This window comes from Bacillus sp. HU-1818 (genome assembly GCF_022695965.1).
Lineage (GTDB): Bacteria > Bacillota > Bacilli > Bacillales > Bacillaceae > Bacillus > Bacillus atrophaeus.
The window spans coordinates 706,803-733,512 of record NZ_JAAPBE010000001.1; the positions used below are offsets into that span (position 1 = coordinate 706,803).

The 26,710-nt window shown below is 38.6% G+C and carries 30 protein-coding genes and 6 pseudogenes; 15 read left to right on the forward strand and 21 right to left on the reverse strand.

The window, feature by feature from the left end; all coding sequences use genetic code 11:
* Positions 1-131 precede the first annotated feature (131 nt).
* Complete coding sequence (locus GXP75_RS03410; protein ID WP_214917869.1) at positions 132-692, reverse strand: helical membrane plugin domain-containing protein; 561 nt, start codon at positions 690-692, stop codon at positions 132-134.
* Positions 685-3,639 (reverse strand): formate dehydrogenase subunit alpha, encoded by a 2,955-nt coding sequence (fdhF, locus tag GXP75_RS03415; protein ID WP_242556132.1) that lies wholly within the window; start codon positions 3,637-3,639, stop codon positions 685-687. Before fdhF ends, GXP75_RS03410 begins: the two co-directional genes overlap by 8 nt.
* Positions 3,640-3,784: 145 nt before the next feature.
* Here fdhF and GXP75_RS03420 point away from each other — a divergent pair, with 145 nt between their 5' ends.
* The 3 genes from GXP75_RS03420 (at position 3,785) to GXP75_RS03430 (ending at position 5,510) form a co-directional block, all read left to right on the forward strand.
* Positions 3,785-4,366 carry a YjgB family protein gene (locus GXP75_RS03420; RefSeq protein WP_106045221.1) on the forward strand — a complete coding sequence of 194 codons (582 nt, stop codon included), beginning with the start codon at positions 3,785-3,787 and terminating at the stop codon, positions 4,364-4,366.
* 124 nt (positions 4,367-4,490) lie between these two features.
* The gene (locus GXP75_RS03425) at positions 4,491-4,901 is read left to right on the forward strand and encodes a ribosomal maturation YjgA family protein (protein ID WP_242556133.1); all 411 of its coding nucleotides are present in this window, start codon (positions 4,491-4,493) and stop codon (positions 4,899-4,901) included.
* A gap of 135 nt (positions 4,902-5,036) precedes the next feature.
* Complete coding sequence (locus tag GXP75_RS03430) at positions 5,037-5,510, forward strand: YjfA family protein (RefSeq protein WP_214917878.1); 474 nt, start codon at positions 5,037-5,039, stop codon at positions 5,508-5,510.
* A gap of 51 nt (positions 5,511-5,561) precedes the next feature.
* On the opposite strand, the gene GXP75_RS03435 is transcribed toward GXP75_RS03430, so the two are convergent.
* The gene (locus GXP75_RS03435) at positions 5,562-6,962 is read right to left on the reverse strand and encodes a polysaccharide deacetylase family protein (protein ID WP_242556134.1); all 1,401 of its coding nucleotides are present in this window, start codon (positions 6,960-6,962) and stop codon (positions 5,562-5,564) included.
* Between the two features lie 313 nt (positions 6,963-7,275).
* Between GXP75_RS03435 and GXP75_RS03440 the strand changes: the two genes are divergently transcribed.
* The 3 genes from GXP75_RS03440 to GXP75_RS03450 all read left to right on the forward strand — a co-directional run bounded on the left by GXP75_RS03440 (position 7,276) and on the right by GXP75_RS03450 (position 8,216).
* The gene (locus GXP75_RS03440; RefSeq protein WP_242556135.1) at positions 7,276-7,491 is read left to right on the forward strand and encodes a hypothetical protein; all 216 of its coding nucleotides are present in this window, start codon (positions 7,276-7,278) and stop codon (positions 7,489-7,491) included.
* A gap of 59 nt (positions 7,492-7,550) precedes the next feature.
* A complete protein-coding gene (locus GXP75_RS03445) occupies positions 7,551-7,763 on the forward strand; it encodes an aspartyl-phosphate phosphatase Spo0E family protein (RefSeq protein ID WP_003327511.1) in 213 nt (70 codons plus the stop codon).
* Between the two features lie 213 nt (positions 7,764-7,976).
* Positions 7,977-8,216, forward strand: coding sequence for a hypothetical protein (locus tag GXP75_RS03450; RefSeq protein ID WP_106359748.1), 240 nt, complete (start codon positions 7,977-7,979; stop codon positions 8,214-8,216).
* A 58-nt stretch (positions 8,217-8,274) separates the two neighbouring features.
* Here the strand turns inward: GXP75_RS03450 and GXP75_RS03455 are convergent, their stop codons facing one another.
* On the reverse strand, positions 8,275-8,937 hold the full coding sequence (locus GXP75_RS03455) for an MgtC/SapB family protein (RefSeq protein WP_242556136.1): 663 nt from the start codon (positions 8,935-8,937) through the stop codon (positions 8,275-8,277).
* Positions 8,938-9,074: 137 nt separating this feature from the next.
* Positions 9,075-9,500: a NucA/NucB deoxyribonuclease domain-containing protein gene (locus GXP75_RS03460; RefSeq protein WP_242556137.1), complete on the reverse strand. Its 426-nt coding sequence runs from the start codon at positions 9,498-9,500 to the stop codon at positions 9,075-9,077.
* 189 nt (positions 9,501-9,689) lie between these two features.
* On the opposite strand from GXP75_RS03460, the gene GXP75_RS03465 reads away from it, so the two are divergent.
* Together GXP75_RS03465 and GXP75_RS03470 are read left to right on the forward strand one after the other, a co-directional pair.
* Positions 9,690-9,968: a hypothetical protein gene (locus GXP75_RS03465; RefSeq protein WP_214917888.1), complete on the forward strand. Its 279-nt coding sequence runs from the start codon at positions 9,690-9,692 to the stop codon at positions 9,966-9,968.
* Positions 9,969-10,029: 61 nt separating this feature from the next.
* Complete coding sequence (locus GXP75_RS03470; RefSeq protein ID WP_150223601.1) at positions 10,030-10,359, forward strand: hypothetical protein; 330 nt, start codon at positions 10,030-10,032, stop codon at positions 10,357-10,359.
* A 124-nt stretch (positions 10,360-10,483) separates the two neighbouring features.
* On the opposite strand, the gene GXP75_RS21365 is transcribed toward GXP75_RS03470, so the two are convergent.
* Complete coding sequence (locus GXP75_RS21365) at positions 10,484-10,606, reverse strand: hypothetical protein (RefSeq protein WP_277990645.1); 123 nt, start codon at positions 10,604-10,606, stop codon at positions 10,484-10,486.
* Positions 10,607-10,984: 378 nt separating this feature from the next.
* Here GXP75_RS21365 and GXP75_RS03475 point away from each other — a divergent pair, with 378 nt between their 5' ends.
* Positions 10,985-11,266, forward strand: a complete 282-nt coding sequence (locus GXP75_RS03475; protein ID WP_061571258.1) for a hypothetical protein — start codon at positions 10,985-10,987, stop codon at positions 11,264-11,266.
* A 593-nt stretch (positions 11,267-11,859) separates the two neighbouring features.
* Here GXP75_RS03475 and GXP75_RS03480 read toward each other — a convergent pair.
* The 7 genes and pseudogenes from GXP75_RS03480 to GXP75_RS03510 form a co-directional block, all read right to left on the reverse strand.
* Positions 11,860-12,127, reverse strand: a pseudogene (locus GXP75_RS03480) (hypothetical protein); the annotation flags it as partial.
* 229 nt (positions 12,128-12,356) lie between these two features.
* On the reverse strand, positions 12,357-12,530 hold the full coding sequence (locus GXP75_RS03485; protein ID WP_242556138.1) for a hypothetical protein: 174 nt from the start codon (positions 12,528-12,530) through the stop codon (positions 12,357-12,359).
* A 352-nt stretch (positions 12,531-12,882) separates the two neighbouring features.
* Positions 12,883-13,014, reverse strand: coding sequence for a hypothetical protein (locus GXP75_RS21370; RefSeq protein ID WP_277990646.1), 132 nt, complete (start codon positions 13,012-13,014; stop codon positions 12,883-12,885).
* Positions 13,014-13,958 (reverse strand): tetratricopeptide repeat protein, encoded by a 945-nt coding sequence (locus GXP75_RS03495; RefSeq protein ID WP_242556139.1) that lies wholly within the window; start codon positions 13,956-13,958, stop codon positions 13,014-13,016. Before GXP75_RS03495 ends, GXP75_RS21370 begins: the two co-directional genes overlap by 1 nt.
* A gap of 131 nt (positions 13,959-14,089) precedes the next feature.
* Positions 14,090-14,824 carry a DUF6060 domain-containing protein gene (locus tag GXP75_RS03500; protein ID WP_214917891.1) on the reverse strand — a complete coding sequence of 245 codons (735 nt, stop codon included), beginning with the start codon at positions 14,822-14,824 and terminating at the stop codon, positions 14,090-14,092.
* Positions 14,825-14,895: 71 nt separating this feature from the next.
* The gene (locus GXP75_RS03505) at positions 14,896-15,396 is read right to left on the reverse strand and encodes a hypothetical protein (protein ID WP_214917894.1); all 501 of its coding nucleotides are present in this window, start codon (positions 15,394-15,396) and stop codon (positions 14,896-14,898) included.
* Between the two features lie 188 nt (positions 15,397-15,584).
* Positions 15,585-16,163 (reverse strand): annotated as a pseudogene (locus tag GXP75_RS03510) (LysM peptidoglycan-binding domain-containing protein); the annotation flags it as partial.
* Position 16,164: 1 nt separating this feature from the next.
* Between GXP75_RS03510 and GXP75_RS21675 the strand changes: the two are divergent.
* Positions 16,165-16,971, forward strand: a pseudogene (locus GXP75_RS21675) (site-specific integrase); the annotation flags it as partial.
* 418 nt (positions 16,972-17,389) lie between these two features.
* Entirely contained in the window at positions 17,390-17,527 is a 138-nt protein-coding gene (locus tag GXP75_RS03520; RefSeq protein WP_242556288.1) for a hypothetical protein, read from the forward strand.
* 147 nt (positions 17,528-17,674) lie between these two features.
* On the opposite strand, the gene GXP75_RS03525 is transcribed toward GXP75_RS03520, so the two are convergent.
* Together GXP75_RS03525 and GXP75_RS03530 are read right to left on the reverse strand one after the other, a co-directional pair.
* Positions 17,675-18,412, reverse strand: a complete 738-nt coding sequence (locus GXP75_RS03525; RefSeq protein WP_242556140.1) for a hypothetical protein — start codon at positions 18,410-18,412, stop codon at positions 17,675-17,677.
* Between the two features lie 237 nt (positions 18,413-18,649).
* Positions 18,650-18,879: pseudogene (locus GXP75_RS03530) on the reverse strand (DNA-binding protein).
* 165 nt (positions 18,880-19,044) lie between these two features.
* Between GXP75_RS03530 and GXP75_RS03535 the strand changes: the two are divergent.
* Positions 19,045-20,421 (forward strand): M6 family metalloprotease domain-containing protein, encoded by a 1,377-nt coding sequence (locus tag GXP75_RS03535; RefSeq protein ID WP_242556141.1) that lies wholly within the window; start codon positions 19,045-19,047, stop codon positions 20,419-20,421.
* 304 nt (positions 20,422-20,725) lie between these two features.
* Here GXP75_RS03535 and GXP75_RS03540 read toward each other — a convergent pair whose 3' ends face one another.
* The 3 genes and pseudogenes from GXP75_RS03540 to GXP75_RS03550 all read right to left on the reverse strand — a co-directional run.
* Positions 20,726-20,965 (reverse strand): sortase family protein, encoded by a 240-nt coding sequence (locus GXP75_RS03540; protein ID WP_242556142.1) that lies wholly within the window; start codon positions 20,963-20,965, stop codon positions 20,726-20,728.
* Positions 20,966-20,985: 20 nt separating this feature from the next.
* Positions 20,986-21,243: a hypothetical protein gene (locus tag GXP75_RS03545; protein WP_242556143.1), complete on the reverse strand. Its 258-nt coding sequence runs from the start codon at positions 21,241-21,243 to the stop codon at positions 20,986-20,988.
* Positions 21,244-21,528: 285 nt separating this feature from the next.
* Positions 21,529-21,618: pseudogene (locus tag GXP75_RS03550) on the reverse strand (peptidoglycan-binding domain-containing protein); the annotation flags it as partial.
* 136 nt (positions 21,619-21,754) lie between these two features.
* Between GXP75_RS03550 and GXP75_RS03555 the strand changes: the two are divergent.
* From GXP75_RS03555 to GXP75_RS03565, 3 genes are all read left to right on the forward strand, one after another.
* A complete protein-coding gene (locus GXP75_RS03555) occupies positions 21,755-23,602 on the forward strand; it encodes a ribonuclease YeeF family protein (protein ID WP_242556144.1) in 1,848 nt (615 codons plus the stop codon).
* Between the two features lie 6 nt (positions 23,603-23,608).
* Complete coding sequence (locus GXP75_RS03560; protein WP_242556145.1) at positions 23,609-23,908, forward strand: contact-dependent growth inhibition system immunity protein; 300 nt, start codon at positions 23,609-23,611, stop codon at positions 23,906-23,908.
* Positions 23,909-24,156: 248 nt separating this feature from the next.
* Complete coding sequence (locus tag GXP75_RS03565; protein WP_242556146.1) at positions 24,157-24,852, forward strand: hypothetical protein; 696 nt, start codon at positions 24,157-24,159, stop codon at positions 24,850-24,852.
* A gap of 90 nt (positions 24,853-24,942) precedes the next feature.
* Here GXP75_RS03565 and GXP75_RS03570 read toward each other — a convergent pair whose 3' ends face one another.
* From GXP75_RS03570 to GXP75_RS03580, 3 genes and pseudogenes are all read right to left on the reverse strand, one after another.
* Entirely contained in the window at positions 24,943-25,119 is a 177-nt protein-coding gene (locus GXP75_RS03570) for a DUF5776 domain-containing protein (protein ID WP_242556147.1), read from the reverse strand.
* 259 nt (positions 25,120-25,378) lie between these two features.
* Positions 25,379-25,722: pseudogene (locus GXP75_RS03575) on the reverse strand (HNH endonuclease).
* Between the two features lie 312 nt (positions 25,723-26,034).
* Positions 26,035-26,697 (reverse strand): hypothetical protein, encoded by a 663-nt coding sequence (locus tag GXP75_RS03580; protein ID WP_242556148.1) that lies wholly within the window; start codon positions 26,695-26,697, stop codon positions 26,035-26,037.
* Between the last annotated feature and the right edge of the window lie 13 nt (positions 26,698-26,710).

Here is a 26,710-nt window from a genome sequence, read left to right on the forward strand (position 1 = left end):
ACTTCATAAACTTTCCCTTTCATTTGTAAGGTAAAAAGGAAGAGTCATATGATCTATTAGGATTTACATCCGGTTTGAAGCGGTGTTTCACAAAAAACCCGAGCTGCCGTTTTCAGCTCGGGTGTCAGGAATCAATCTCGTTTATTCATGTCACTGTTGTCGTGCGGCTCTTGATGATGCTGCTGATGTTCGGGAGGCTGGGTATTTCTCTCCTTCTCCTTTGTATCCTCCCCCATGCCTTTCAGAAAAGTAAACAGCATTGTGACCGCCTTATTGATTTCCGGGTCTCTTAAGGAACGGAGAATATCGAAATAGCCTGTTTTTTCATTGCTGTCTTTTTGTTCCGCTGCTTTTGCCACACCGGCGTTGATCTTCAGGATGAAAGGCTCCAGCTGTTTTACATTGAGCATTCCGAGCGTGCCCCCAAGCAAAAGAAGATTCTTCAGCATATTTGCAGCTTCAGGCTTGTCCGCTGTTTTCACCAATATATCCATCACCTTGTCGCCTTGGCCAAACAGTCCGTTCAATGCAGACAGAATACCGCGGTCATTCATATGGCCCAGGATATGCATCGTTTCGAGAATGGCCTCTTTATGATCAATTAAAGCCGTTTCAATTTCCTCTAAATCCCGTTTGCGCTGATCCTCTTCTGTCACAGTTTGTTTTTGAATCTTTGTGATCGCTTTAGCCATTATGTTTCAGCCCTTTCTTTACAGCATCTCCAGGGAACATATAATCCTTCCGCGCCCATTTCCTTTGAACCTGCACACCGATTTGCGGCTGAGGATTTCCGTTTCGATGGTTGATTTTCGGAAGCGGATTAATTCCGTCATGTTTTAAAATTTCCATTTTCGCAGAGGTTTCTTTATAAGCAGGTGTATCTGTATCCTTGTCTGAATAGCTGCTTGTTAACAGGTTGATCGCCGCCTCTTTGGAATCGTTCATCGGCAAGTAGACTTCCTTTCCTTTGACGCGATCAGTGATGAGGCATTTCACCTTCACATTTCCATATGGTGAAGTCAGCCTCACCAGCGTGCCGTCTTTGATCCCTCTTTCTTCGGCGAGCTCATGGGAAATCTCCAAAAATGCATTCGGTGTTTTTTCAGAAATGCCTTTTGATTTATACGTCAGATTGCCTTCATGGAAATGCTCTAAAAGACGCCCGTTATTTACGTGAATATCGTATTCCTCGCCAAACTCTGACGGCTTGGTCCACTGGACTGGATAGAGAACGGCTTTGCCGTCCGGAAACGGAAATTCTTCTTCAAATAATAATGGCGAATCCGTTCCATCTGCGCTCACTGGCCATTGCAGGGAGCTGTATCCTTCAAGCCGTTCGTATGTTACACCGGCATATAATGGCGAGAGCACCGCAGCCTCCTGCATGATGTCAGCCGGATGATCGTAACTCCAATCCGCACCTAGTTGATTGGCGATTTCCATAATAATCTGCCAGTCCGGTTTTGATTCCCCAAGCGGCTCAAAGACTTGATAAAGACGCTGAATCCGGCGCTCCGTATTTGTAAAGGTTCCGTCTTTTTCAAGACTCGGGCTTGCCGGAAGCACAACATCCGCATATTCCGCTGTACGGGACAGAAAAATGTCCTGAACGACAAAGAAGTCAAGCTTCTCGTAAGCAGCGTGAACGTGATTAATATTGGAATCCACAAGCCCCATTTCTTCTCCTTTGACATACATAGCTTTCAGCTGCCCAGAGTGGATTTCTTCAATCATTTCATGGTTTGTCATACCGGGTTCGGCCGGTATTTCCGTCCCCCAGCCTTGTTTATATTTTTCCCGCACTTTTTCGTCTGTCACTTTTTCATAGCCCGGCAGGCTGTCCGGCATACTTCCGAAATCGCTGGCTCCCTGTACATTATTGTGGCCGCGCAACGGATAAGAACCGGCGCCCGACTTACCATAATTTCCCGTTACCAGCAGCAGGTTGGAAATCGCTGTACTCGTATCGCTGCCTCCGATATGCTGCGTGACCCCCATCGCCCATAATGCACACATACTGTCCGCTTCATGAATCATGTTTGCGATCTTGATAAGTGTTTGCTTATCAATGCCGGTTTGTTTCTCTGCGTATTCCATTGTGTACGGCTCAAGACTCTTCACAAATTGATCCAGACCATTGACCCTATCTTTAAGAAATGCCTCATCGGCCATACCATTATCAATCAAATACTTTGAAACCGCATTAAGCCAGACAATATCGGAACCCGCGTCAGGCTGGATAAATAAGTCGGAACGCTCTGCCATTTCATGCTTTCTGAGGTCAGCTACAATCACTTTTTGGCCTCTCAATTTGTGGGCTCTTTTGATTCTTGTCGATAATACAGGGTGTGATTCAGACGTGTTGGAGCCGATAATCAATATAAGCTCTGCCTTTTCTATATCCTGAATTGAACCTGAATCTCCTCCGTATCCGACTGTCCGGAATAACCCGGCTGTAGCGGGGGATTGGCAATAGCGGGAGCAGTTATCCACATTATTTGTGCCGATCACTCCCCTTGCGAGCTTTTGCATGAGATAGGATTCTTCATTCGTACATTTCGAAGACGTAATAAAAGCAAGCGCGTCAGGACCATATTCCTCTTTAATACTTGAAAACTTATCGGCAATCAGCGCTAACGCTTCCTCCCATTCCGCTTCACGGAAATGGTCGCCCTCCCTGATCAGCGGCTTTGTCAGCCTTTCCTCGCTGTTTACAAAATCCCAGCCGAATTTTCCTTTGACACATGTGGAAATACCGTTGGCAGGGGCTTCTTGCTGCGGTTCGACCTTCAAAATGTCTCTGCCTTTCGTCCAAATGTCAAAGCTGCACCCGACTCCGCAATATGTGCATACAGTTTTCGTTTTCTTTATTCTTTCATCCCGCATCGCCGATTCCATGTCAGAAATGGCAAGAATGGAACCATAGCCGGTCTCAACGCTTTTTGTCATTTCAATCATCGGGCGAAGGGTTTCTTCAGTTATACCCGTTAAATAACCAGCTTCTCCTTCCATCCCTTTTTCCATCATCGCGTTGCACGGACAAACGGTAGAGCAATGGCCGCATGAGACGCACGAGGATTCGTTGATGGGTACGTCGTTATCCCAAATCACGCGCGGACGTTTACGTTCCCAATCTATTGTCAGCGTCTCAGTTACCTGTACGTCCTGACATGCCTCTACGCAGCGTCCGCACAAAATACATTGGTCCGGATCATAACGGTAAAACGGGTGAGACTCGTCTTTATGGTACGGTTTTTGGTCGAATGGAATGCTTTGGTGATTGATTTTCATTTCCTTCACCGTATTATGTATTTCGCATCCCCCGTTGTTGTAATCACAAACCGTACAGTATAATTCGTGATTATATAAAATGTTATCCATCCCAATCACTTGCGCCTTTTTCACCTCAGAGGAGAGAGTATCAATCACATCTCCATCTTTTAATTCGGCGGAGCATGATCTCACCAGTTCCCCATTTACACTGACAATACAAGTATCGCAAGTCTCAATTGGGCCGAGGCTTGGATGATAGCATACATGCGGCACTTCAATAGAGCTGTCAGAAAGCAGGTTCAGCACGGTTTGTTCCCCGGCTGTCTCCATTTCGACGCCATTTACAATCACTTTACAATTTGTCATCTGACATGTCCCCTTTCTCCCCCTTGTATATCACTAACTAAACATTTCAGTTCCCTCACAGCCGAACATCAAAACATGAAGAAGCCATGTTTTGGCTAGAAAGCTCAAGGGAAACGATACTATATCTTGACGGAGGAGGTATAAAATGCTCACAAAAAAAACGATGGCTACCGCGGTCACAGCGACTGTATTGACAGGTTCTGTATTAGGAGTGGGAATGGTGTCCTTTTCTGCGCCGGCACAAGCTGCGTCTCAATCGGCAGCTGCATCTGAAACGACACACCCACGAGCAGCTGAGATTCTGAACGAGCTCTACAACACCGCCTTTAAAGGAGAAATGCCTCAAGATATCGAAGGTCTGAAACTCAATAAAAGCACACAAAGCGATGTCTATAACAAAATCGGAGAACCGGAGAAAAAAGCGGATGCCGGCGACCCATTCGATTTATACAGTTCAAATATGGGGAATCCCGGCTATGGATTTTCCTATAATAAAGACAATACCATTTCACAAATCCGCTACTTCGGAACCGGGGTGGAAAGACAGCAAAACCTCGGCGGAATCACACCGGCTGTGTTAAGTAAACAAATCGGCAGCGCGGATCAAATTCTAACTGTTCCGCACACACATGAAATAGATTATGTTTACTTCACAGGCGACTATGAGCTTCATTTTGTCATCGGCAGCGACCAGACAGCCGACCATGTAAACTTAAAAGCGAGATAGATGTTTAGAGAAGAGCAGCGGCTGTCCAGCCGCTGCTTTTTTTATTGTGGACACACTCACCCATATTCCTTACAATACATCTGGAGAATTCGTGCGGGAAGATATGTGAAATGAGGTTTTTCAGATGATTGATAAACGGAATAGATTTGCTTATGCCGGAATGGCTGCTGTTGTCATGAGGCTGGGATTATTGTCCAGAAAAATCCCTGATGTTCTGCCGGATGTATTGAATATCTATGCAGGCGATGCACTGTGGGCGCTCATGATTTTCCTTGGGACCGGATTTGTTTTCCATACGATGAAAACATCTTGGGCAGGATTAATAAGCCTTGCGTTTTGCTACCTTATAGAATGCAGCCAACTGTATCATACCGACTGGATTGATCGGATCAGAGACACAACACTTGGCGGATTAGTGTTAGGGTATGGGTTTTTATGGAGCGATTTGGGAGCTTATACGATAGGAATTGGGATAGGCGTTGTGATAGACATTACCTGCAGGGATTTCATGAGACACAAATTAAAACACAGATGAATCAGCTGATCTGATTACACTGCAAGTGACTCCTTAGAAAAAGACCTTTAAATAAATAAAAACGACAGACATGCATTTTCGCATGGGAGAGTAATATGATTTATTGTTTCTCATTTGAAGGAGGTAAAATGATTGATGAAAAGCTTGTTCATGAAAGTGTCCTTGATGTTTCTAGTCACTGCATTGTTTTTGGCCGGCAAAGGCATTCCCGTTAACGCCGAAACCCATTCTTACGATGGAAAAAGCCCATATTACAATGACTGTGATTCCAGCGGTTCCACAAAAAAATCCGCTAACTTAGTGAATGCAAACAATCAAGTCATTGGCGTGGTGGAACTGAAATTCAGCAGTACTTGTAAAACAGCTTGGGCTAAAATTTCGATGAACAACACGCTGACATCCGGTTATGAAGCGAATGCGGAGATTACCCGCAACACGGATGGAAAGCGGTATAACTGTGATTCTTCAGGAGGCAATGGCAAGGCGGTGGCAGGCCAAAAATCTTGTTATACGCCGATGGTTTATGATTTAGATCCCAGGAGTTCATACGCTTTTGGCAAGTATTCCGGACCCAGCCTGAATGTGTGGGCAACAACTGGCTCTTATTGATTTCAGAATAAAATAAAGGCTGCCAAGATCCCCCCTTGGCAGCCTTTCAAACTATTTTTCTTCTCTTTGTTTTTTTATTTCCTCCATTTGCGTAACAGTTACCAATTGATATCCTTCATCTGTTAATTTGCGAATAATTTCATCGGCTGCATCCGCAGATGTGGAATAGATATCATGGATCAGTATTGTTTTTCCGTCCCCCGCTTGGCTTAAAACGTGATTGACGACAGTTTTTTTATCACGATATTTCCAATCTTCCGGATCAACATCCCATAAAGCGACTTTCATGTTAAAAGCGTTGCGCAGAGAATCATTTAAACCGCCATATGGAGGTCTTACGTGTGTCGGCCGGTAGCCGCTTATCTTTTCAATGATATTCTGTGTGTCATTGATCTGTTTCATCGCTTCTTGAACGGAAAGCCTTGTAAGAAGCGGATGGCTCCATGAATGGTTCCCGACCTCATGTCCTTCTTTCAGCGTTCTCTTTAAGGTTTCAGGATAATATTGAACCCTGTTTCCAAGCACAAAAAACGTAGCGTGCCCCTTATATTTCTTTAACGAATCCAAAATTTGATTGGTTGTCGCAGGGTTCGGTCCATCGTCAAAGGTTAAAGCAATAGCTTTTTGAGCGGGATCAATCGTTTCCTCTTTCGGCAGGGAAATGACTTCGTGTTTAGGTTTATTTTCCTTGATTTTATTCTTGTTTTTCTTTTTATTCAAATACTTTTCTTTCATCATATCTTTCAAAAGATCTTTTTTAATCGCGATGGATTGCTCACCGAGATATCCGGCAGCTACTTGATATTTATCAAAATAAATTTCTAGATAATCTTCCTTTATGGCAAAATGGCTGAAATTTTTCTGAGTCGGAGCCGTTCCTTCTTTTAACAGCTCATCATTGGCGGCAATTTCTTTTTCTTTCTTTAATTCTTGATAAGATATGTATGAAAGCTGATTCAGATAATCTGTGTCTTTTTTAAAAACATCATTAAGCTTGATAAATTTTTGCTTATCAAAGTCAAAATTAAATGTCGTTTGAGTTGTTTCTCCATTCGCGCCGCCTAAATATTTATATTCATCGAACACGACCGCTACTGATTGCTTTGCGTAATGAACGATATTGTAATTTATATTTAATTCGTACCGCGTTTTCGTGCTTTCCTGATTTGCTTTTTTGTATTCCTGCTGGAACTTATGAAGTTCTTTTTCTGCATAACTCTTAAACTTCTCATCAATAACTTTATTTTTAAATACAGGATAGTTGACGGCATAGTTATACGTTTTTCCATCGTTAACGAGAGTCGCAATCTCTACATCGCCGTATGTTGAATCCATTTTTATCTTTTTCTTTTCATTGTCGTTTGAGATTTTATTTTGACAGTAACCAATGATGCCAGCCATTAATACAATCAGCAATAGCACATTGATCCACTTTATTCTGCTTGCAAACAAACCTTTCTCCTTCTTTCGTAATCATTTCGTTTTAAAATCAACAGATGATAAACTTTAGCCCTATATTCCTTTCTTTACATCAAGCGATCATCCTAACTTTCAAATTGACATCTAATTGTAACAATAAAGTAATATTCGTTTCCCATTTGTAATATTAAGAGTTTTAGCAGTTCTTGTCAAACGTTTTTCATATGATATGAAAAGAAAAACCCTTGAGAATCAGCCTAGGATCCCGAAAAAAAGATGTACTTACACTATCTGGGAAAAAGGGAATATAGTAAACAGAATAAAAAAAGTCAGGGAGGTTTTCCCCTTGAATTATCCTTATTATGAAGATTTTGAACAAATCGATTTTGCCGATGAAAGACAGCCTTATTATTATCCGCGCCCGAGACCGAGACCGCCATTTTATCCGCCTTACTACTATCCGAGACCAAGACCCTATTATCCATTTTTTCCCCCTTATTACTACTATCCGAGACCTTACTATCCGTGGCACTACGGATATGGATATGGCGGAAGGCCCTAAATTGGTTTAAGGCATAACGAAACACTTGTGACGAGGGGGCGCTTCATATTAAAATAAGGATGAACTCCATCCTTTTCCGCCCCGAATTATGGAGTGATTTTGTTATTTCAGAGGCAGAACAAAAAGAATTGCTTAAAAACATCGAAATCACGAGAGAAAAAATGATACTGTCAGCAGTCAAAAAAGGCCGGATTCATCCTGACACGATCAGGCTGAGCGAGGCATTAGATGTATTGCTGAATCAGTATCATGCAGATAGAAAGGGGGATTAGCCCCCTTTTTATGTTGTCTCAAACTTCTTCGGACTTCCTCTTTCCATATAGTTCATCATCAGCGATAAGCATCCTGATTTCTTATTTTAGTTTCACTTTCTTTAGCTCACGCAAGGAAGCCAGACCTGATATCTCTTGGCCATAAATAGGCGAACACTCATATCCCGAAAACATAATATGTACTACACAAGTCTAGATATTGGAGGCTCTTATATGTATTCACACTTGAATTCGCATTGGCCTTATTCGTCTAAAAAAACCTCTTCCTCAGCATGGGGTTATCATCCGCAGGAATTTGCAGAAAGGCTCAGAAACCTGGAATATAAAATGGAACAATTACTTAAAATGAGTGAACAAAACAATCAATTGCTGCGTTCCATTGAAGAACAGCAAAACCGCGTATGCACAAACGGGGGCAACGGCAGCGGCGGATCAGTCATTGTCCGAATGTAAGAGAAACACATCTGAATAAACCAAAAAAAGGCGGCTCACCGCCCTTTTTTATTGCGATTTATTCCACTTTCACAGACAAAATATGAGGGATTGACTGAATCGTTTTAATGAGCTCTACTTTACCGCTTTTATTCTTGGCTTTCCCTTTTACCTCAACGGCATATATGATTTGATTCGCTGCTGTTTTGTTCTTTATTTCATAAGAAGATATTAAAATGCCCTTTGCTTCTATGTGCTCAAGAATTTTGTATATAGAATCTTTTTGGTCCGCATCAAAGCCGATGAATAAAGAATGCGTGGATATCGATTTGAACAAGACATTCAAAAGTTCAAGACCGATCAATGCCAGTATCGTCCCGCTGATTCCGATTACATACATTCCGGCGCCGATTGTCAGTCCTATTCCCGAAGTAGCCCAAATGCCGGCCGCCGTCGTAAGACCGCGAACAATATGCCTTTGTAAAATGATGGTTCCCGCACCTAAAAATCCGACCCCGCTTACGACTTGTGCGGCGACCCGGCTTGGATCCAAGGACGTATGTTCATTATGAATGATATCGGAAAACCCATATTTAGATACAAGCATCATTAATGCACTGCCTACTGCAACTAAGAAATGCGTCCGCAAGCCGGCTTCTTTCGCTCTGAATTCTCTTTCTAAACCGATGAGTGCGCCTAAAAAGCCCGCAACCGCTAAGCGAATTACAAAATCAATGTCCATCCTGTCACTCCTTTCCATATCTAAATACCACAAAATTGCGGTTTATATACTACCGGGCAGAAATTAGAGTGTAAAACTGGACAGACTAAGGATAGTTAGAAAAAACTTGTACGGACTCGTTCAAAAGAAAGCTCGCTCTACTGTACGATAAATAATACTCTCGTACCATCAGGATAACCGCTCATTTGATTCCCGACCCATGAACCGGCGCCTCGATTATCAGATGGGGTGACATACCGGATATCCGCCCCGGCCCCGCCTTCTTCACATACTGCCATCGGCCACTCATCCCGGTCATACCCCGGTTTCGTAGGAATCCCCTTTAAAGACTCCTCCCTGCGCTCATCCGCCCCGGCCCTGTCAATCGTACATACATCTGAATGCCCGGCCGCTACCGCATCTTTAATGTGATCGCCGGTTTCAGGATAACGTGAAAACGGAAAGTAAAGAACCTGGTCATACCGTGATGCGCCTTTGACATCCTGCGGAGCATACACTTCCGCACCCATCAATCCAAACAGTATCGCTGCGGTCAGAAATAAGCTTGTGATCCATTTTTTCATCGTATACATTCAACCCCCATTTTGTACTTACAGTTAAATGTATGGCGTGTGTTTACAGATTATTTAAATGATCTGTATGAATATTAAATGAGAAATGCGAAATTGAACGTTTACCCTACGGAGTTCGTCCAATCGATTTAACTCAAAATGAATAACCTATCATAATTAAACAGAGAAAGGAGCATGAATATGAGTCATTTCTATGAAGATGATGAGGACCACTATTCAAAAGCAAAATCAGATAGCCATGCAAAAGCGAAGGCTTATGCTCAAAATGACAACGAATTAAAAAACGAAGATCGAAATACTAATATTGCAAAAGTCGAAAATAGCGGAAATTCAAAAGTGGATATTAAAGTTGACGTGGATACGAAAGCAACAAAAGTGCGTACTGAAGACGACCCTTATGAAGAAGCAGCACAATCTCAAAACCAAAATAATTCAAATTCTAATTCAAACCCATCGTAAAGACTCGGGAACGATTGAATTTTAAAAAAACCCTCAGCCTTTAAAGAAAATGGTGAAATCCATGGAAGACAAAGTTCATAACATAATGGAGTTTAATAAAAAAAGGCCGGAGATCGAAAAAGCCAACCCGGAAAATCCTCATATGAAAGGTTCCATCATAGAACACAGCGGAAATTCAGAAGCCAACGTTCACGTAAATATTCAAATTGATACAATGCCAATCGCATTCGCCATTTTGTGCTCCTCATTGGCCTCCAATCAAATATCAAAAGAAGAATTCGATTCCGCCTACCATCAACTATTAAATATGAATGCTGATTATATGAACCAAAAAAATGCAGGCGATCCATCTCAAGTGAAACTCATTGATCAGCAGGTTTGGGAGAAGTAGTATCTTCTCTCTTTTACATAGAGACTTCATGCAAACCGGCCTTTTGTAACTTTGTAATTTAGTTTGCTATTCAGATAGAAGAGACCCGTCTATTTAGACGAGTCTAATAATTTCTGTGTATAAGTTAGAATGGATGCACCCTTTTTTCTTTCCCAGCTATTGATTTAATGGTGTTCCCTGACACCCCGTGCCTTTCGGCAAGCTCCTTGTATGTTGACGTAATCTTTCTGCTGTCATTTACATTCACCGCCGTCTCCTTTTGAATTGTGTTTGTTTTGGAAAGAAACCACCCCGCACTCTAGCCGTTAACCACCAATTTCCCATCCTGTTATTTACCATAATTTGTATAACTTCTTTTCTATATACTTATCAATATCTCTAAAATACGCCGCCGCAGACAATGATTGCCCCGATTAAAGCAAGATTCGCTTTCATATCCGGCCTGTAATCGTCAGGAAGTATGTCGAGAATCCGTATCCCATCAGCAGAAGCAATATTCTTAGTGCCAACAAATCACCTAGCTTAATTAGTCGTTCACAAAGATTTAACATAAATTTACATGGACAAATTTTACAAATTGTGTGATGATACAGTTGTATCAAAAAAACAAAGGGAGTGTTTAAGAATGAAAATGAAAAAAGTTTTAACTGGTTCCGCATTGTCCCTTGCTATGCTTGTTTCTGCAGCCCCTGCTTTAGCCGCAAGCCCAATTACAGCGGGAGTTGAGAAACAAACTGAAGTATCTACACAAGCTGTCAAAAAAACTATTGAAATTCCTGGTTATTCTTCTCGCTGGTCTATTCCTAATACAACAGTGTTTATGGGATCAACATTCTATTTAAAGGATGCTCGGCAAGAAAGTAACGGAACTTGGACAGGAATATTTGAAGGTTGGTATAACGGTTAATAAGATGTGAAGGGTGAATAGCCCTTCACTTTTTTATATTCTTGGATGCCAGCCGATTTAGCAGCAAGCTCAATGCCCCCTATTCCACTTCTATGAGTCTTTCTTTTAACAGATACCGCAGATATAGCAGCAGAAATAACTACCAGCTCCGCTTCTTAAACACTCTCTGTAACATGAAGAATTAGGGCGCCCATACACATAGTGGGAGCTTCCTGGATAAATCCATGGATAAGTCCATGGATAAGAATTATATTGTTGCCGCTGATACAAATGGAAAGGCGGGTAATAATACAACATTTTCAACTCCTTTTTGGTTTCCAATATTATACTTACCCACACCCTTTTTAGGTGATTGTCTCTTGCATAATTGGGTGGTTGCCTAATAAATGGGTAAAAAAAGTGGAATTTTATTCCGCAAAGTCGAGGCCTTAGAACCATCACAAAATCTTTCGTAAGACGTTTTATAAGATAATCTCTCCTTGTGGGCCACTGAGCACCTCGTATTTTCTCAAAGGTTCATAGAGGTGGACGGCTCGTCCATCCTCCATGGGAAACAGCAAATACCAACGCTGCTGCTTTTTCCTTATCCTCATTTATGCCGCTCCGTCTTCGTCCTCGTTTTCTTCCTCTTTTTCATCCTTGGTTGACGGATCGGATTTATCACCTCATCAAGAGGAACACGCGGTACTTCTCTTTCCATAGGCTCAGCTTCTGCGTCTTGGTCTTGTTTCCAATCCCACAGGCTTCAGCGAGTGGAGCAACTTCTTTTCTGCATTCGTTAATGAGGTCCACAATGGCTCCTGATGACATATCAAGCTCATTAGCAAGCTTTCTGTATGATTCCCCTTCAATGCGGCGTTTCGGTGAAAACCGGGTATTTCAGCGTAAAATACGGAACAGCCGCAGACACTAACCAGTGCTACCTATGGTCTTAAAAAACGAGTGAAATTGTTCCACGATAGCAAGCGAAAAAAAACTGAAACTTGACGAGACATCTAGCCCATGGAAAGTTTACATGTGTGGTTCTGGTTGATCAAAACAAAAAAGAACACTCTTTACTTGGGAAGTCCCGAGTCAGAGTGTTCTTTTTTTAATCATGTTTATTATAGAGCGTTTTAAGCAAAATGAATTGGTATGCTCCGAAAATTAAAGTTAGAATGATCACTGCTGTAATTACTTGTTCAGCCGGTAAAATAAAATAAACAAGAATGAAAGAGAGCAAAAGTACAACGTAGCCAATATTAAAGGCCTTTTTAAATGTCATTTAACTCCCTCCTTTTTACAACCATATCATGATCATTGACCACATAACGTTTGTTCCATTTCGAGTTAAAAAAGGAATGTTCGTTCTCGTTTTATTTACTCGGAGGAGGAGGCAATCGGGATGAATGACTTTGAGCGGAAAGTATACCGGATCATTTTTAACATGACCCACTTCGGAAAAAATCCCTTTTGGACGAATTAAAGTGAAAAACCAGGAAAGATGAACGCGCTATACGAGAAGCGGTTAAGAATCTCATGAAGCAGAGTTTGTTAAAATGGGACAAGGGAAAGAATAAATGGATTGTTTAAAAACCCCACCATAAAAAGATGGGATTTAACAGGGTAATATTCACTTAGATATTAATAGCTTTTTCGGCTACATAGAAAGTTCCAGAATCATTCATAGCAGCATACGCCTTTTCCACATTTAATAAACCTGCAAAAAGAATACCGATTAAAGCTGAGCTGATTAAAAATTTCTTCATTATATAGCCTCCGTAACCTTAAGTATTTGTGTTTGGGCATGTATAGTTCTTTTTAAGAAGCTTCTTCCCTCTGCATAATTTCTTTGTTCATAATGAAAGTCACCCAATTTTTCTGTTAATTCTGCAAAATCAGACCACAGGCGTTTCTTTTCCAAATAGTCTAAGCTTCGATATACTTCTGTTTCATTATATTCTTCATATAATGAATTAATGATCTTTAATTTCGCCATGTATTCTTCTTCATTAGAATCTTCAGCCCGATTTAAAGCTGTTTCATAAAAGAAACGTGCTTCCGTCGGTTTGTTGCTTTGGTAAAGTACATTTGCCATCATATATAGTGACCTAACACCATACACTGTATCAAGATGTTCTTTCATGTCTATTGCTTTTTTAAAATGCTCTTCAGCTACACTTAGGTTTTGGGCCCTTAAATAAACTAAGCCTAAATTATGAAAGATCACTCCAATGATCCTTTTTGCTTTTTTTTCATTTATTCCCTCAGCGACGCTTAAAGCTTCCCGGTAATATGATTCCGCCTCTGTCAGCCGGTACATATCGTACATATTAGCTCCAAACATCATATTGCATCCGATCACTTTCACCTTATATAATTGATTCTTTTCAAACAAATGCTTAGCTTTTTTCAAATGATTCAGGGAAACAAAATGCTGATCAATTTGATAGTAGGCATCCGCTATTTTGTAATGAAATTCAGCTTGTTCCATTTCATCTGAAACAGCAGTCAATTCTCTCTCAGCTTTACGATAATAACTTATCACTTCAACGTATTCTTTATGATCAAATTCATACATCCCTCGGAAAAATAATGAGTAATATTTTAAAAGGCCTGTAAGTCTTTTTTGCGGTTTTTCTATTTTTTCAAGTAGTTCATCCACTGTGGGACGATCCCGATATCTGTCTTCTGGCTCTAATGAGTCTAACATGATGAAGGAACTCTTTCATGGGATAAAGAAAAGAAAATATGGATTATTTAAAAAGCCCAACTCATATGAGAAGGGCTTTTTTGGGCGAGGGTATTACTTTTACCCTTCCTCTATTAAACTGATCTATCATACTATTTTTTAGTAAAAACAAAAGAATAGTATCCATCAGACTCTCCAGTTTTCAACTTAATTGCTGATCTTCCGTAGGCTGATTTGCTACTGATTTTACCATGCATTGTAGAATACTGCGTTAAGGTGCCTGTAGACTTTCTTTTGTATGGTTTAAAAGCTATATAACCTGATTGACCTTTTTTTATTGTAAAGGAATATGTACTAGAACTAGATTTTGCTGATGTAAAATTAAAACTAGCACCATAGTTTATAGCTTTAATTTCTGATGAAGCATTAACACTGTAAGACTTAGATATAGTAGCTTGCCATTGTTTATCTACTCTACACGATGATGAAGTACACTTAATTGATGCTGAAACTTTAATAGGATTTCCATAATATTTAGTGGCTGATTTTTCTTTATAACTCCAAGTTCTAATATCAACGTCAGCATAGGCATTAAATTCTGGCTCGTCATTATTTTCCTCAGAAACAACAAACTCATTCTCTAAATCTTCGTTTTCTGTTGTTTTAGTCGCTTTTTCATATTCCTCTTTCGAAACAGGAACAAGACCATTTTCTGTCGCTTTGAATGGTGCAATTACTGCATTTTGTTCCTCATCATAAAATTTTTCAACATTTGAATCAGATAGATTGATAGTATTTTGCTCGGCTGCAAATCCTTTCGTAGGATTTCCAAAAATCATCAAACATACCACGCAAACAGTAATCAAAAACGCAACTTTCTTTTTCATATACACCCTCCTTATTTTTACGACACATTAAAATATTACCAAAGAAGGATAGTTTTGTAAATAAGATGTGATTAATTTATACTAGGAATTAACAAATAATATATTCCTGATTTCTTATCCACATGAGGAGTTACATTATTATCTGTCTGAGTTTCAATTTTTAGATTTTTTGTTTTGTTAAATCCAGCATATAATTTATACTTTTTACCTGAATACGACTTTACATCACCTGAAATATCAGTCTTATTATTCTTACTATCAAGTACTATATCATTCCCGTTCTTTACCCATGTTACTTTTTTATCTTTCCATGCCAATGTTCCTGTTCCTATACCCATTTGTTTATTTTTTTCAAATGTATATATCACAACTTTTTCATTGTCAATTTCCTTTGTTTCATCTATAAAGTCAGTAATATAAGGTGATTCTTGTTTAGCATACTGTAAAGCTTCCTGTTCAGTATTAAATTTTTTCGCTGAATCAGGAGTTTCATTATTCTTAATAAAATAAAAGCCAACTATGAAGATAATAGAGATGACCAATAAACAAATGATGATCTTTTTCCCTTTCATAACAATAGTCCTCCAATTTAGAAAATATGTTAGTTATTAGTATAACAATTTTAGAGTAATAAAATAAAGATCTTATTAATTTGATTTCAAAATAGTCAGTCATTAACTCTCGTTAATTAAGTGTATTCTTAAAGCATTAGTTAAAAGGTCCTCTTATAGAGAGGGTCTCTTTTCACTTCAATAAAGATTCAAGTTTTGCTTTCGTTTATTTTACTGTTGCCTATGTGCTTCGCAACATAGATGTTTACCTTTCCGAACTGGTCCGTCTTGATCGTGTAGACGTCCGTTTGTGGATTACCGAGAACCCCGTACTTCAGGCCGCCGAATTTCTTAGGACGCAATAAGCCGCATTCGTTCCCTTTGACCGGCGCCTTGTTTGTCGTATAAATGCGCCATGAATCGGCCGAAGCCGGAAGGTAAACGTATTTCTTACCGCTGGATGACGGCTTAGAAGAGCCGGATGATCCCGTCAGCTTTAGCACTTGGCCGACTTTGATTTTATTCAGATTCTTAATATTATTCCATTTCTGAAGGTTTGCCACACTTACCCCATACTCTTTTGGAATTGCGGAAAGAGTATCGCCTTTTTTGACTGTGTAAGTGCTCCCTGCTGCTTTAGGTGCAGATGATGACGTTTTAGAAGTTGTCTTTCCTCCTAACGCCTTTAACTCTACTTCAATGGCAGCCTTAACCTCGTCCCATCTTCCCTCTGACAAAATTCGATGCGGACAATATTTGCCGTTCCAATCTTGATGCTTACGCACACGAGATCAAATTAAAACAATGCATATTGTTGACTTTATGGATTCACTTGAAAAAGACGGAATTCGAAAAGACGGCAAACCAGGAGGTTTATTTATCGAGTTCAACCAGGTACGACGTATTCAAAGTTCTGAAAGCAATGTTCAAAATTGCTGTTAAGCAATGGAAACTAATCAAAGTAGATCCAACTGAAGTTTTAGATCCCCCTTCTGTTGAAACCAAAGAAATGCAATTTAATGATTCATAAGCAGCTAAGGAATGCATTGAAGCTCTTTATCAGATGATATAATGTGGAGATTGTATTTTTTGGGCGCAATGATTGGCGGTCTAAGAAGAGCAGAAGGATTAGCCTTTGAATGGCATCGAGATGTTGATTGGAATGCAGGAGGTTTTTATGTAAATCGTTCAATCCCAAAAACAATAGATGGAAAACCACTTATCAAGGATCCTAAATCAAAAAAATCCAAGCGCTTTGTAAAGATGCCTGATTGGTATATGGATGAGCTTGAGAAGTACTATAGAATGTGGAAAAAAGAGAAACTGAAATTAGGTGGATGCTTGGGAAGGTGGAGAACATCAATACATTTTCCGTAGTGGGAAAGGTAAGCCCTATTATTACACAATCCCCACTACAAAATGGTCCAAGTTCACTAAAAAGTATGATCTGAAAAAACACGACTTCATGAGTTGCGTCACACCATGGTTACTTTATTAATTGAAGCTGGTGAAAATTATAGAGCGATTCAAGAACGAGTCGGTCACGCCAGTTATCGAACTACATTCGATAGATATGGTCATGTAACAAAAAAATAAGCTGATGAGACAGCTGAACTTTTCAACAATTTTGACCCTAAAAAGAGATACGGTCAATGAATTTCGAAGCCAAAAAATCAAATTCGCAGTTTGCCAACAACCTGCGAATTTGATAAACCGGCTTTATTAAAGCAAAGTAAAAAACCCTTGCGACGCAAGGGTTTAATCTATGATTCCGACTGGGCTCGAACCAGCGACCTCTACCCTGTCAAGGTAGCGATTATGTTCTGACACGAACGGATGTTTTATTTCAAAACCTTATTTTATAGGGTTTTCTGACAAATGTTTCTGATAAAAAATCTTCTGTTTTGACTAAAAATGAACAAGTTGGTCCCCAATTCGTCCCCATCTGTCCCCAAATCCAACTTATTGACAAAGGAACTTTTGTTCGAATATTATCCTTGCAGGAGATGATCAAATGACTGATTTTGAACGGAAAGTATATCAGATCATAGTGAACATGCATCTGTATGGAAAGAATCCAACTCTGAACGATTTGAAAAGAAAAACAGGAAAGAGCGAAGAGGATATTCGTGCAGCAGTGAAAGCCTTTTGATGAAAGGTGAATTGAAGTTTAAAAAAGAGGGAAAATGAATCTTATTCAAGCTAGAAAAAAAGAAGCCCTATATAAGCTTCTTTTTTTATGAAATCTTCAGTGTATCTATGTCATGTGCTTCTCTTTCAATTGTATTACACAATATTTTTAACAAGTTTCTCTTATTAGTTTTTCATATTTGTCTAGTTTTTCCGCAAGAATGGAATATTGTCCTAATGCTAATATAAATAACTCTTCGTTTTCTTCAATGTTATCAATACCTTTTTGACTCAAAAGTTCCAGATCAAATCCATGTTGTTCACTTATAACATTAAATAATTCAACTAGATATTCATCAATAGTTTTAAGCATCAGTAAAAAAGAATAACGTGTGAATGTTTCATCATAGTTTCCTCCTATTACAAGATCTTCTTGTAATATATGAGAAATGGATTCCGTTTTAGGATGTGCCCTACTACTTAAATATGAATATAGTCCCTTCATCTTTTCATCTTCATCAATTGCTTTTCGAACTTCGCGTGGTGCAATATAATTTTTTTTAGATGAAAGCCAATCTTCTTGTTTTTCAGGATATTTTATAAAATATTGAGCCAACCATTTAACTTCGCAACTTTGACGGAATAAAATAAAAAATTCATCTACCATAGAATTTAAAAGTGCATCATAAGCTGTTGCAGTATGATTAATAAACTTTGTAGATAAAATTAGTAAAGACACCCCTGGTTTTTCATCCATATATATTTGATCAGCACTAAGATGTACTAAGCTTAAGTAGTCCCAAAAAAGATCGTCATTTTTTTTTAAAAGATTTACGGCATTTTCTTTTCTAGTTTTCGAACTAAATGCCCTTTTTAAATCACTTACAACTTCGTAATAATTTCTCATTTTCACGTATCTCCTCATCAAATATATACATCAAATTATAACCTATAAAATTAAAAAGACTACCTATAGAATAGTAGTGAACTCGCAATCTTTAATTAGATAGGAAATTCCGGTTCATCTTTTTTGCAAACGGTTAAACTTTTTTCAAAACGGTGCGACTTTTTTTAAAAGCCACAGAGAACCTTTATTATATTAAATGGCAAACGTACGAAAGCTCCTCTCAAAGTAAGAGGAGCTTCATTCATCATACGGCCGGTATTTCTTCCGGCCGGCTTCTAATTCTTTTTTAGGGCCTGTACATGACCAAGCAAAAACAATGCAACTGTCCCAACCTTTTTAACCGGCTTGAGCTTCCCTAAAGTCACAAGGGTACTTAAACGCTGTCGGGTGATTCCAAGCTGCTCCCCCACTTCCGCTGCAGTCAAAACGTCTTCCTGGATAAACTTTATTTTTCGCTTTCGTTTCATGTCGGCTTTCTCTCCACATCATAATGAATCCTTTTAACAAGGTAATAACAACCGCTACCTCCTATCTATACCTTAATTAATAGATATCGCATTAATTCACGTGTATTTTTTCCATTTAATTGGAAATGATTAAAATATTGTTCGAATTATGTTAGGAGGAATAATATGAAAAATATCCGTACTGTCCCACCAGCTCCGGAAGTAATCACATATTTAACAAATGAGTACAATAAAAAGTGGGAGGAACTAGGTTTTACATACCGACAATTTCTTGCTGCACGTGGTTACTCCAATCCAGCACACAATATTCATGGCATGGATGATCATACTTTAGGTTCTATTCATAAACACGATTTTCAAAGAATATCTATTCCACGGGTACCGATAACTGGAGATTTGAACGTTATTGTCTTATTAGTTGATTTTCCAGACTTAGAAGGCAAATTACCAAAGGAGCATTATGAAGATCTCCTTTTCTCAAAAGGTTCCTATCCAACTGGAAGTATGGCCGACTATTACAATGAAGTTAGCAAAGAAAAGGTAACTGTTGAAGGTGAAGTTCACGGATGGTTTAGAATGCCTGAAAAGTATTCGTATTATACCAATGGTAAATCTGGACTAAACGAAAATTACCCTCGAGATGCAAGAAAATTAGCTGAAGATGCTGTAAAAACTGCTCTTGATCATGGGACTAGCTTCGATTCAAAACTTGACAATTTTAAGGATGGTACAATAACTGCGTTATTTATTGTTCATGCAGGCCAAGGTGCAGAAAAATTAAATCCTAACATTAGTGGTAACCATATTTGGTCACACAAATGGCAAATGAAAAACCCACAGTTAGCGGCACCGGGACTTACTGCAGTCACATATTTAATGGTACCTCAGGACGCCTTATTAGGTGTATGCGCACACGAGTTAGGCCACTTAGCTTTTCAATGGGATGATTTTTATGATCCTAATTATGATTCGGATGGAGATCATTGGGACGGTAATGGTATGTGGGACTTAATGGCGAGTGGTTCTTATGCAGGGAGAGAATTATGTCCTGTTCATCCAGCTGGACTTCATAAATTACAGCATGGATGGGTTAAAGTAAAAGAAATTAATAAAAGTGAAGAAGGATTAACTCTAGAACCAATTACTCGATCAGGTGGTGAGGTAGTGAAAATTAAAGGTCCTGGCTATACCAAGGATCAATACTTACTACTTGAAAATAGAATTAAGGAGAATTTCGACAGTTATATACCAGAGGAAGGCTTATTGGTGTGGAGAATTGATGAAGCATTCGGGAATGAAAAAAGCGCTTCCCCAGGAATGCTTTTAATTCAAGCAGATGGGAATAACGATTTAAGCAACCCTCGAGATGGAAATAACGGTGATGCTGGTGATCCATTTCCTGGATCAAGTAACATAACATCAATGTCAGATACTGGAAATATATCAACTTCTTTTTCCGGGATACCATCTGGAGTATCATTAAAGAACATTTTGTTTAATCGGGAGACTAAACAGATAAAGCTTGATGTAATCATTAAATAATATAAGATCCCCTCACTTACTAAATGAGGGGATCTTGTACTTTTTGAATCTCAAATTAACATCTAGTCTACTGACTAAACTTACTTGAAAAACTAAGATGAATGAAGAATATATTGGTTTTATTCACAATAATAAATTTTATGAAATAGTGATTAATAAAAATCCCACAAAATTTCTTGAAAATTTAGCCGCAAGGGTGGCACCGCTTCCTCTTGAATTAGCTTATACAGAAAATGAAGATCAATATATCGTGTGATTAAAACATAACCTGTCTCATTTTGAGACAGGCCTTATAATTCAATTTTTAAAACTCGAAATGTGTCACAACTTTAAATCCTTTTCCTTCTCCCTCTGGTTTTAAAACAACCATTCCTAGATAAGGAAGGCTAGAAATTGCATTGCCAAACGTAAAATGATGACCGACAACAACACTATTTGTACCATCTTCAGGGACGGATTCAAAGATGTTTGCCAAAGTCTTCTTTAGATTCTTTTGATTATCTCCAACTGGTTGATCTACAAAAAGAGCATCTATCCAATACAATGCATCATTAACTTTTCTTTCTATACCTTCAAAAGCAATTTCTGCAGTTTCTTGAGTCCGTCTAGCTGGACTTGTCCAAATTGGTGTATTAAGAATAATTTTTTTTCTTGAAACAATAGCTTGAGTGATTCAGCTTTTTTCTTTCCTTCAATACTAAGCCCAGGATCCCCCGATGTTTCAGCGGGATCCGCGTGACGAAAATAAAGTACATGCCCACCCTTTTGTAAAATTTCTAATAATTTGTCTTTATCTACATTGTTACCGAAAAAATCTGTCATGACAAACCCTCTTTCTTAATATAATTAAGGACCAATAAACAAATTGTTTGAAGTATTCAGGGGTTATAATATCCTAAAATAGAAAATTATACGCTGTGAATATTCATTTATAAACTAAGAAATATGTGGTAGAAGATGACTCAATTCGAGGACTGCTGGGTTGCTATCATTTGGTTTAATACACAATTATGCTGTACAGATAAAAGAGGATTCCCTATTACTAATTTTTAACAAAAATGAGTTCCCTTCTCAAAAAGAGAAGGTTTTTTTCACTTCAATAACGCTTCAAGTTTTAGCTTTCGTTTTCGGTCCATAGATACCATTTGCAGAAAGCCCGTTCATAAGTTAGAACCGTCTGACGGCGTCATCAGTTTCCAAACAGATAATCCAGACAGGTAAATTGACACAGACCAAATTGATCATTTCGCACTTTTGAATCACATTGCTGTCTATTTCTTCATTTCCACATGGTAAAATCTTGTTAAAGCTTTTTGAATGAAAGGATATGAACATGAAAGTATTTGAAGCCAAATCACTGCTTTCTAAAGCAGATAAACGTGCAAAAGAATACAAAGAATTAAGAAGTCAGATGGTCAATCTAAAAAAAGCCTTCAAAGCTGTAGCTGATTTAGATGACAGTGAGTTTTCCGGAAAAGGCGCCGACAACATTAAAGCATTTTATCAAGACCACGCAGGTGTGGCTGACAATTGGATTGATCTAATTGATATGAAAATTGCTTTTTTGACAAGCATTTCAGGCGCTTTAGAGGACGCCAGCTTAGCTGATGCATACATAGAAGAATCCTTTTTAGAACATGAGCTGGCTAACGCCTACACAAAATCAAAATCTATTATGTCAGAACAAAAGAAAGCCATGAAGGATATCTTACATGATATTGACGATATCCTTCCGCTTGATTTGTTCTCGACAGAAAACTTCAAAGACGAACTCGCCGATGCGGAGGACAAACGCAAAAAAACAGTCGAGAAATTAGGCAGCGTGGACGAAGCACTTGTTACTGAATATGCCCAGTCAGAGCCAAACGAGCAATTCATCAAGAAGGACTTCCAAAAGCTTGAGGAATCCACAGGCAAAGGCAAAAACGCTACGCCCATTCACTACAACGCCAAGGCGTACCGTGAAAGTGACATACATAAGAAAAAAGGCGATATTGAGAAACAGACTGAAGCTTATTTGAAGATCAAGAAAGATGAAGCAAAAGAACGAGAAATCAAAGAGCTAAAGAAGAAGCTAGCTGACGGAGTCACGGATCCAGATGAATACTTAGAAATTGCCAAAAAGGTCGGCTATGAGAACCTTACCCCTGAACAGCTTGAATTTGTTTCATTTCTTGAACAGCGTAAAGCTTTCATGGATAACGGAAAAGAAGTGTTGCAAATCATAGGTGATGGCGCCAAAGGTGCAATTGTTGGTGTATACGATCTTGCCAAGGATACCGGTGAAGGAGCCATTCAATTTGGATGGAATATCGGTTGGACAATTGACAACTTAAACAAGGATCCTCAAAAAGTGCTGGATACAGTTCTGGAATACGACTATCAAGCTGCCTTTCAAAGTATGGTTGACACATTGAAGGATGATTGGGATAAAAAAATGATTCACGGGGATGCATATACACGGATGCACTATGTTACTTACTTGGGCGGAAGTCTTCTGTTATTGAAAGGTGGAAAATCCTCTGTCACAACAGGCTCGAAAGACCTTGCTAAAGTTGGGAAAGCAGTTGGTGGCACAATTAAGAAAGGTGGCCCATCCGTAAAACAGTTTGTCAAATCTCCTGTCAATCGGTATACTCCTGCATTAGAAGGGATCCTTCAAGATGCTGAGAATACCATTAACGTGAAAAACACTCCGCTGCTAAAAAGTATTGCGGAAGATAAAAAAGAGAGTGTTCTCACTAAATCTGAAACTTCTAACAACATGGATATAGGTAATGTCAAACAAGGTGAAAGTACCCCTCTCGCACCTGGCGGTGGATTAGCTGCTCATGAAGCAAAAGGCGGGCATCTAATTGATAGACATATCGGTAAGACTGATGAAGAGTTATTACAGAGGCTACAGATAAACAAGAAGATACGTGCCTCTTCTAGTTTCACTGATAGGCCAACTGCAGAAAGAGTCGCTAATGAAACATTAACTAAACATAAAAAGGAAATTGAAGAGTGGTTAAATAGTGATATTGACGATCGATTACCGTTACCTTATAGAGGAACCGAAGTTATAGGTAGAGGAGTTCGTAAAGGTTCAAATGAAGTTAAGGATATGACTAATGCTAGAATAGTATTAAAGAAAAATGAAGATGGTAGCTTTATACTAACAGGTTACCCAACGAGGTGATATATAATGATTGAAATTAAAGTTTCTGATCCTGTATTTAGATTTCTCGGTGGACATTTCCACCAAGATATAGAGTCTCCGGAAAATGCCCTTGATGAATATTTAAATGAAGCATCACAAAAACTAAAAGATAGAGATTTAATAGCACTAACTGAGTTTCTAAATAGTGATTATTCAGAAGAAGACAAAAATGAATTTATAGAGGAAGCAGCGGATGGTATATACTTTCCTGAAGATGATATAACTCCATTAGAATGGCTTAAGCATGTCACTGAACAAATTAAAAAACACCTTAAAACAACATAGTTAGAAAAAGAGCCCTCTTTTAAGAAGGGCTTCTTTTATTAATTCAATCTCACTTCAAGCTTTGTTTTCGTTTTTCGGCCCGTAAATGCCGTCCACTCTCAGCTCGTGCGTGGATTGGAAGCATTGTTCCCAGTCTCGTTAACCTTGATAAGTAATCATAGATCGTTTCCTCGCTTCGAAATTAACTATAGATAATGAGTATAAGCTCATTTAAAATGGAATCATCGTCTTAATTCAGGAGGAATATTATGGACTTATTTCTAAGTTTTATAGGGTTTTTTTTGTTTATAGGGTTTATAGTTGGCTTGATTTTTCTTTTCATCAAAAGAACACGAAAATTTGGTAAGATAACTGTTCCACTTTGTTTTCTGGCTTCTATATTCTTTTTCTATTTAGGTGGACAATTTTCGGATACCACTCCGAAAAATAGAGCCATAGAATCGGGAGTGGGTGATAATACAAACATCCAATCTTATGAAGAGGAAAAAAATAAGGTTTCTTCTGAAAACAATAGAGTAAATGAATTGTCAGATGATGATTCTACTGTTGTTCATGAAGTAAACTGGTCAGAAAAAGAGAATGATACAACGTTTAAAATTGATCGTGTTGGAATAGTTAAAGACGAAATGGAGTCTGGAGCTGAGGGGGCTATAGCTGTTCACTTTACTATTAATAATGAAAGTGATAAAGATATTACGACATTTCCAGATCAAGGGACACTTCTCACCAACACTAAGGAACAAATAGATGCCAGTTTATCACTCAGTGAAGATATTGGCGGAGAAATTATGTCTGGTGCAAAAAAAGAAGGTTATGTCCTTTATCCGGTTAAAAAATTAAGCGGTCCCAATGAAATCAAATCAGTGAGGATTAAGTGGGATTATTGGCCAGACAAAAATGTTACTTCAAATGTAAAAGAATTTGATATTAATTTAAACTGGTGATAACGAACTAATACACCTATTCGTATACGCTTACCTTGAAGATCGTAAAAATCAAAAAAAGGCCTCTCGTTATGAGAAGGCCCTTTTTGTTTACTTGGTTTTAACCTGAACATACTTATCAGCAGCCGTAATATACAGACCGGATTTCAACTTGTACATTTTTGATCCCCTGACTGTTACGGTTGAAGCGATTGTAAAAGCTTCCCCCGGCTTTACTTTTTGTGCCTTGTCATTCCAGTTTGCACTTTTATACCCAAAGCCATCCATCGGCGTTTGGCTTCACTACGGCTAATTTAACGCCGTTTGAAGATTCTTTCTTTTTAGAGGTTGATTCAGTTTTTTTTCAAGCCAACAGCCGACGCGATTCCTTCCGCGTGGCCTTCACCAGTCGTACCAAGCCCTCTCGGTGAATTTGCCGGGAGGGTATTTTGTTTTTCCGGAACTTTGAAAAGCGGTGTTTGTTTGCAGAAGAGGGGGCTCCGTTCTCAAAACGTTTTCTTTCCAGCGATTTGGATAGGGGGGAGGGTCACTTGTCTTTACTACCATAAACCTTGTTGTGACAGGCATTACACAGGCTTTCAAGGTTGTCTAAGTCTAATCTCTTCGACCAATCTTCCTTTACTTCCACAATATGATGCACCATGTCAGCTGGTGTGAAGCAACGATCTTTCAAACAATGCTGACAAAGATAATTGTCTCGTATCAAAGCAAGTTGTCTTGTTCGTTTCCAATCTGTTGATTTATAAAAACTTGTTATTGTTTTAATTTTTGTTGTAATGTTTTGTTTCCTCCTGCCGGACGTTCCTGTGGTCAGGGCAGTTACCCCTTCCTGGTAATGGCCTTACATTCCCTTAATGGTTTAGGCGGCATTTGAATCACCTTCTCTTTCTATTTTCATTAACGTAAAGAGCACAAAGGCGTTTGAGTCCCTCACCGTTTGACACGCATAAAAGTCCCTAAACTCAGGCTGATAGGATGTTCGGTAAATGCTAGGTATTCGCTGACATGTATCAGTCCGTATATAGCACGCTGATCTCTGACACCAAATGATCCAAGCATCCCCCGTCCCCTGACATTCTCCCCATCACTTTCTCAACTTTATACTTTATCCTATTGACCCATTTCATTTTTCTCAACTCCTTTCAAAATAAAAAGACATCCGTTATGGATGTCTTAAAGTGATTATTTATCTTTTTCTTCTTTCTCCATTTCACTTTTTAAATAGTTTATAGCATTCGATGTGGCATTAGTAATGAAAACTTGAAACAAGTTATAAATAACACATTTCAGCTCAATTAAAAAATTTAATATAAAAATGATGTAAAGGCTAATCAACGATGCGGATATTAATTCATTCGTTTCTATACTCAAGTAGGTCAAATACCAACCACTGGGTAAGTATTTAAAAATAGCCACTAACAAAAAATTAACGATTATTATAATTAAATAAAATACTCCCACACCCAAAAAATAAAAGTTGTATATTTTAAATTTACTACTTTGCTCTTCATGTTTTACTTTAATTAAGGTGATCATGGTTTGGTCGCTAGCTAGTGCTTGAAAGATAGCATACCCTGTTACAATAACTGTGAAAACAGGAATTATGATTGCATTAACATTTACTGTTATATCCGATATGATATCAATTGCACTAGTTACATTAAATAGAATAAATTTTAGAAATATAAATGTAGCCATAAACATCAAAATTAAAAAGCACAATCTTATGTTTGATAATTTAAAAAGATCAATACTTTCTAAAAATATTTGATTAGAGTTCTTTTTTTTAGATTCAAATAAATCTCTAATATGCTCACTTATCTGCTCTTTTTGTCCCTCATCCATTTAATCACCTTTT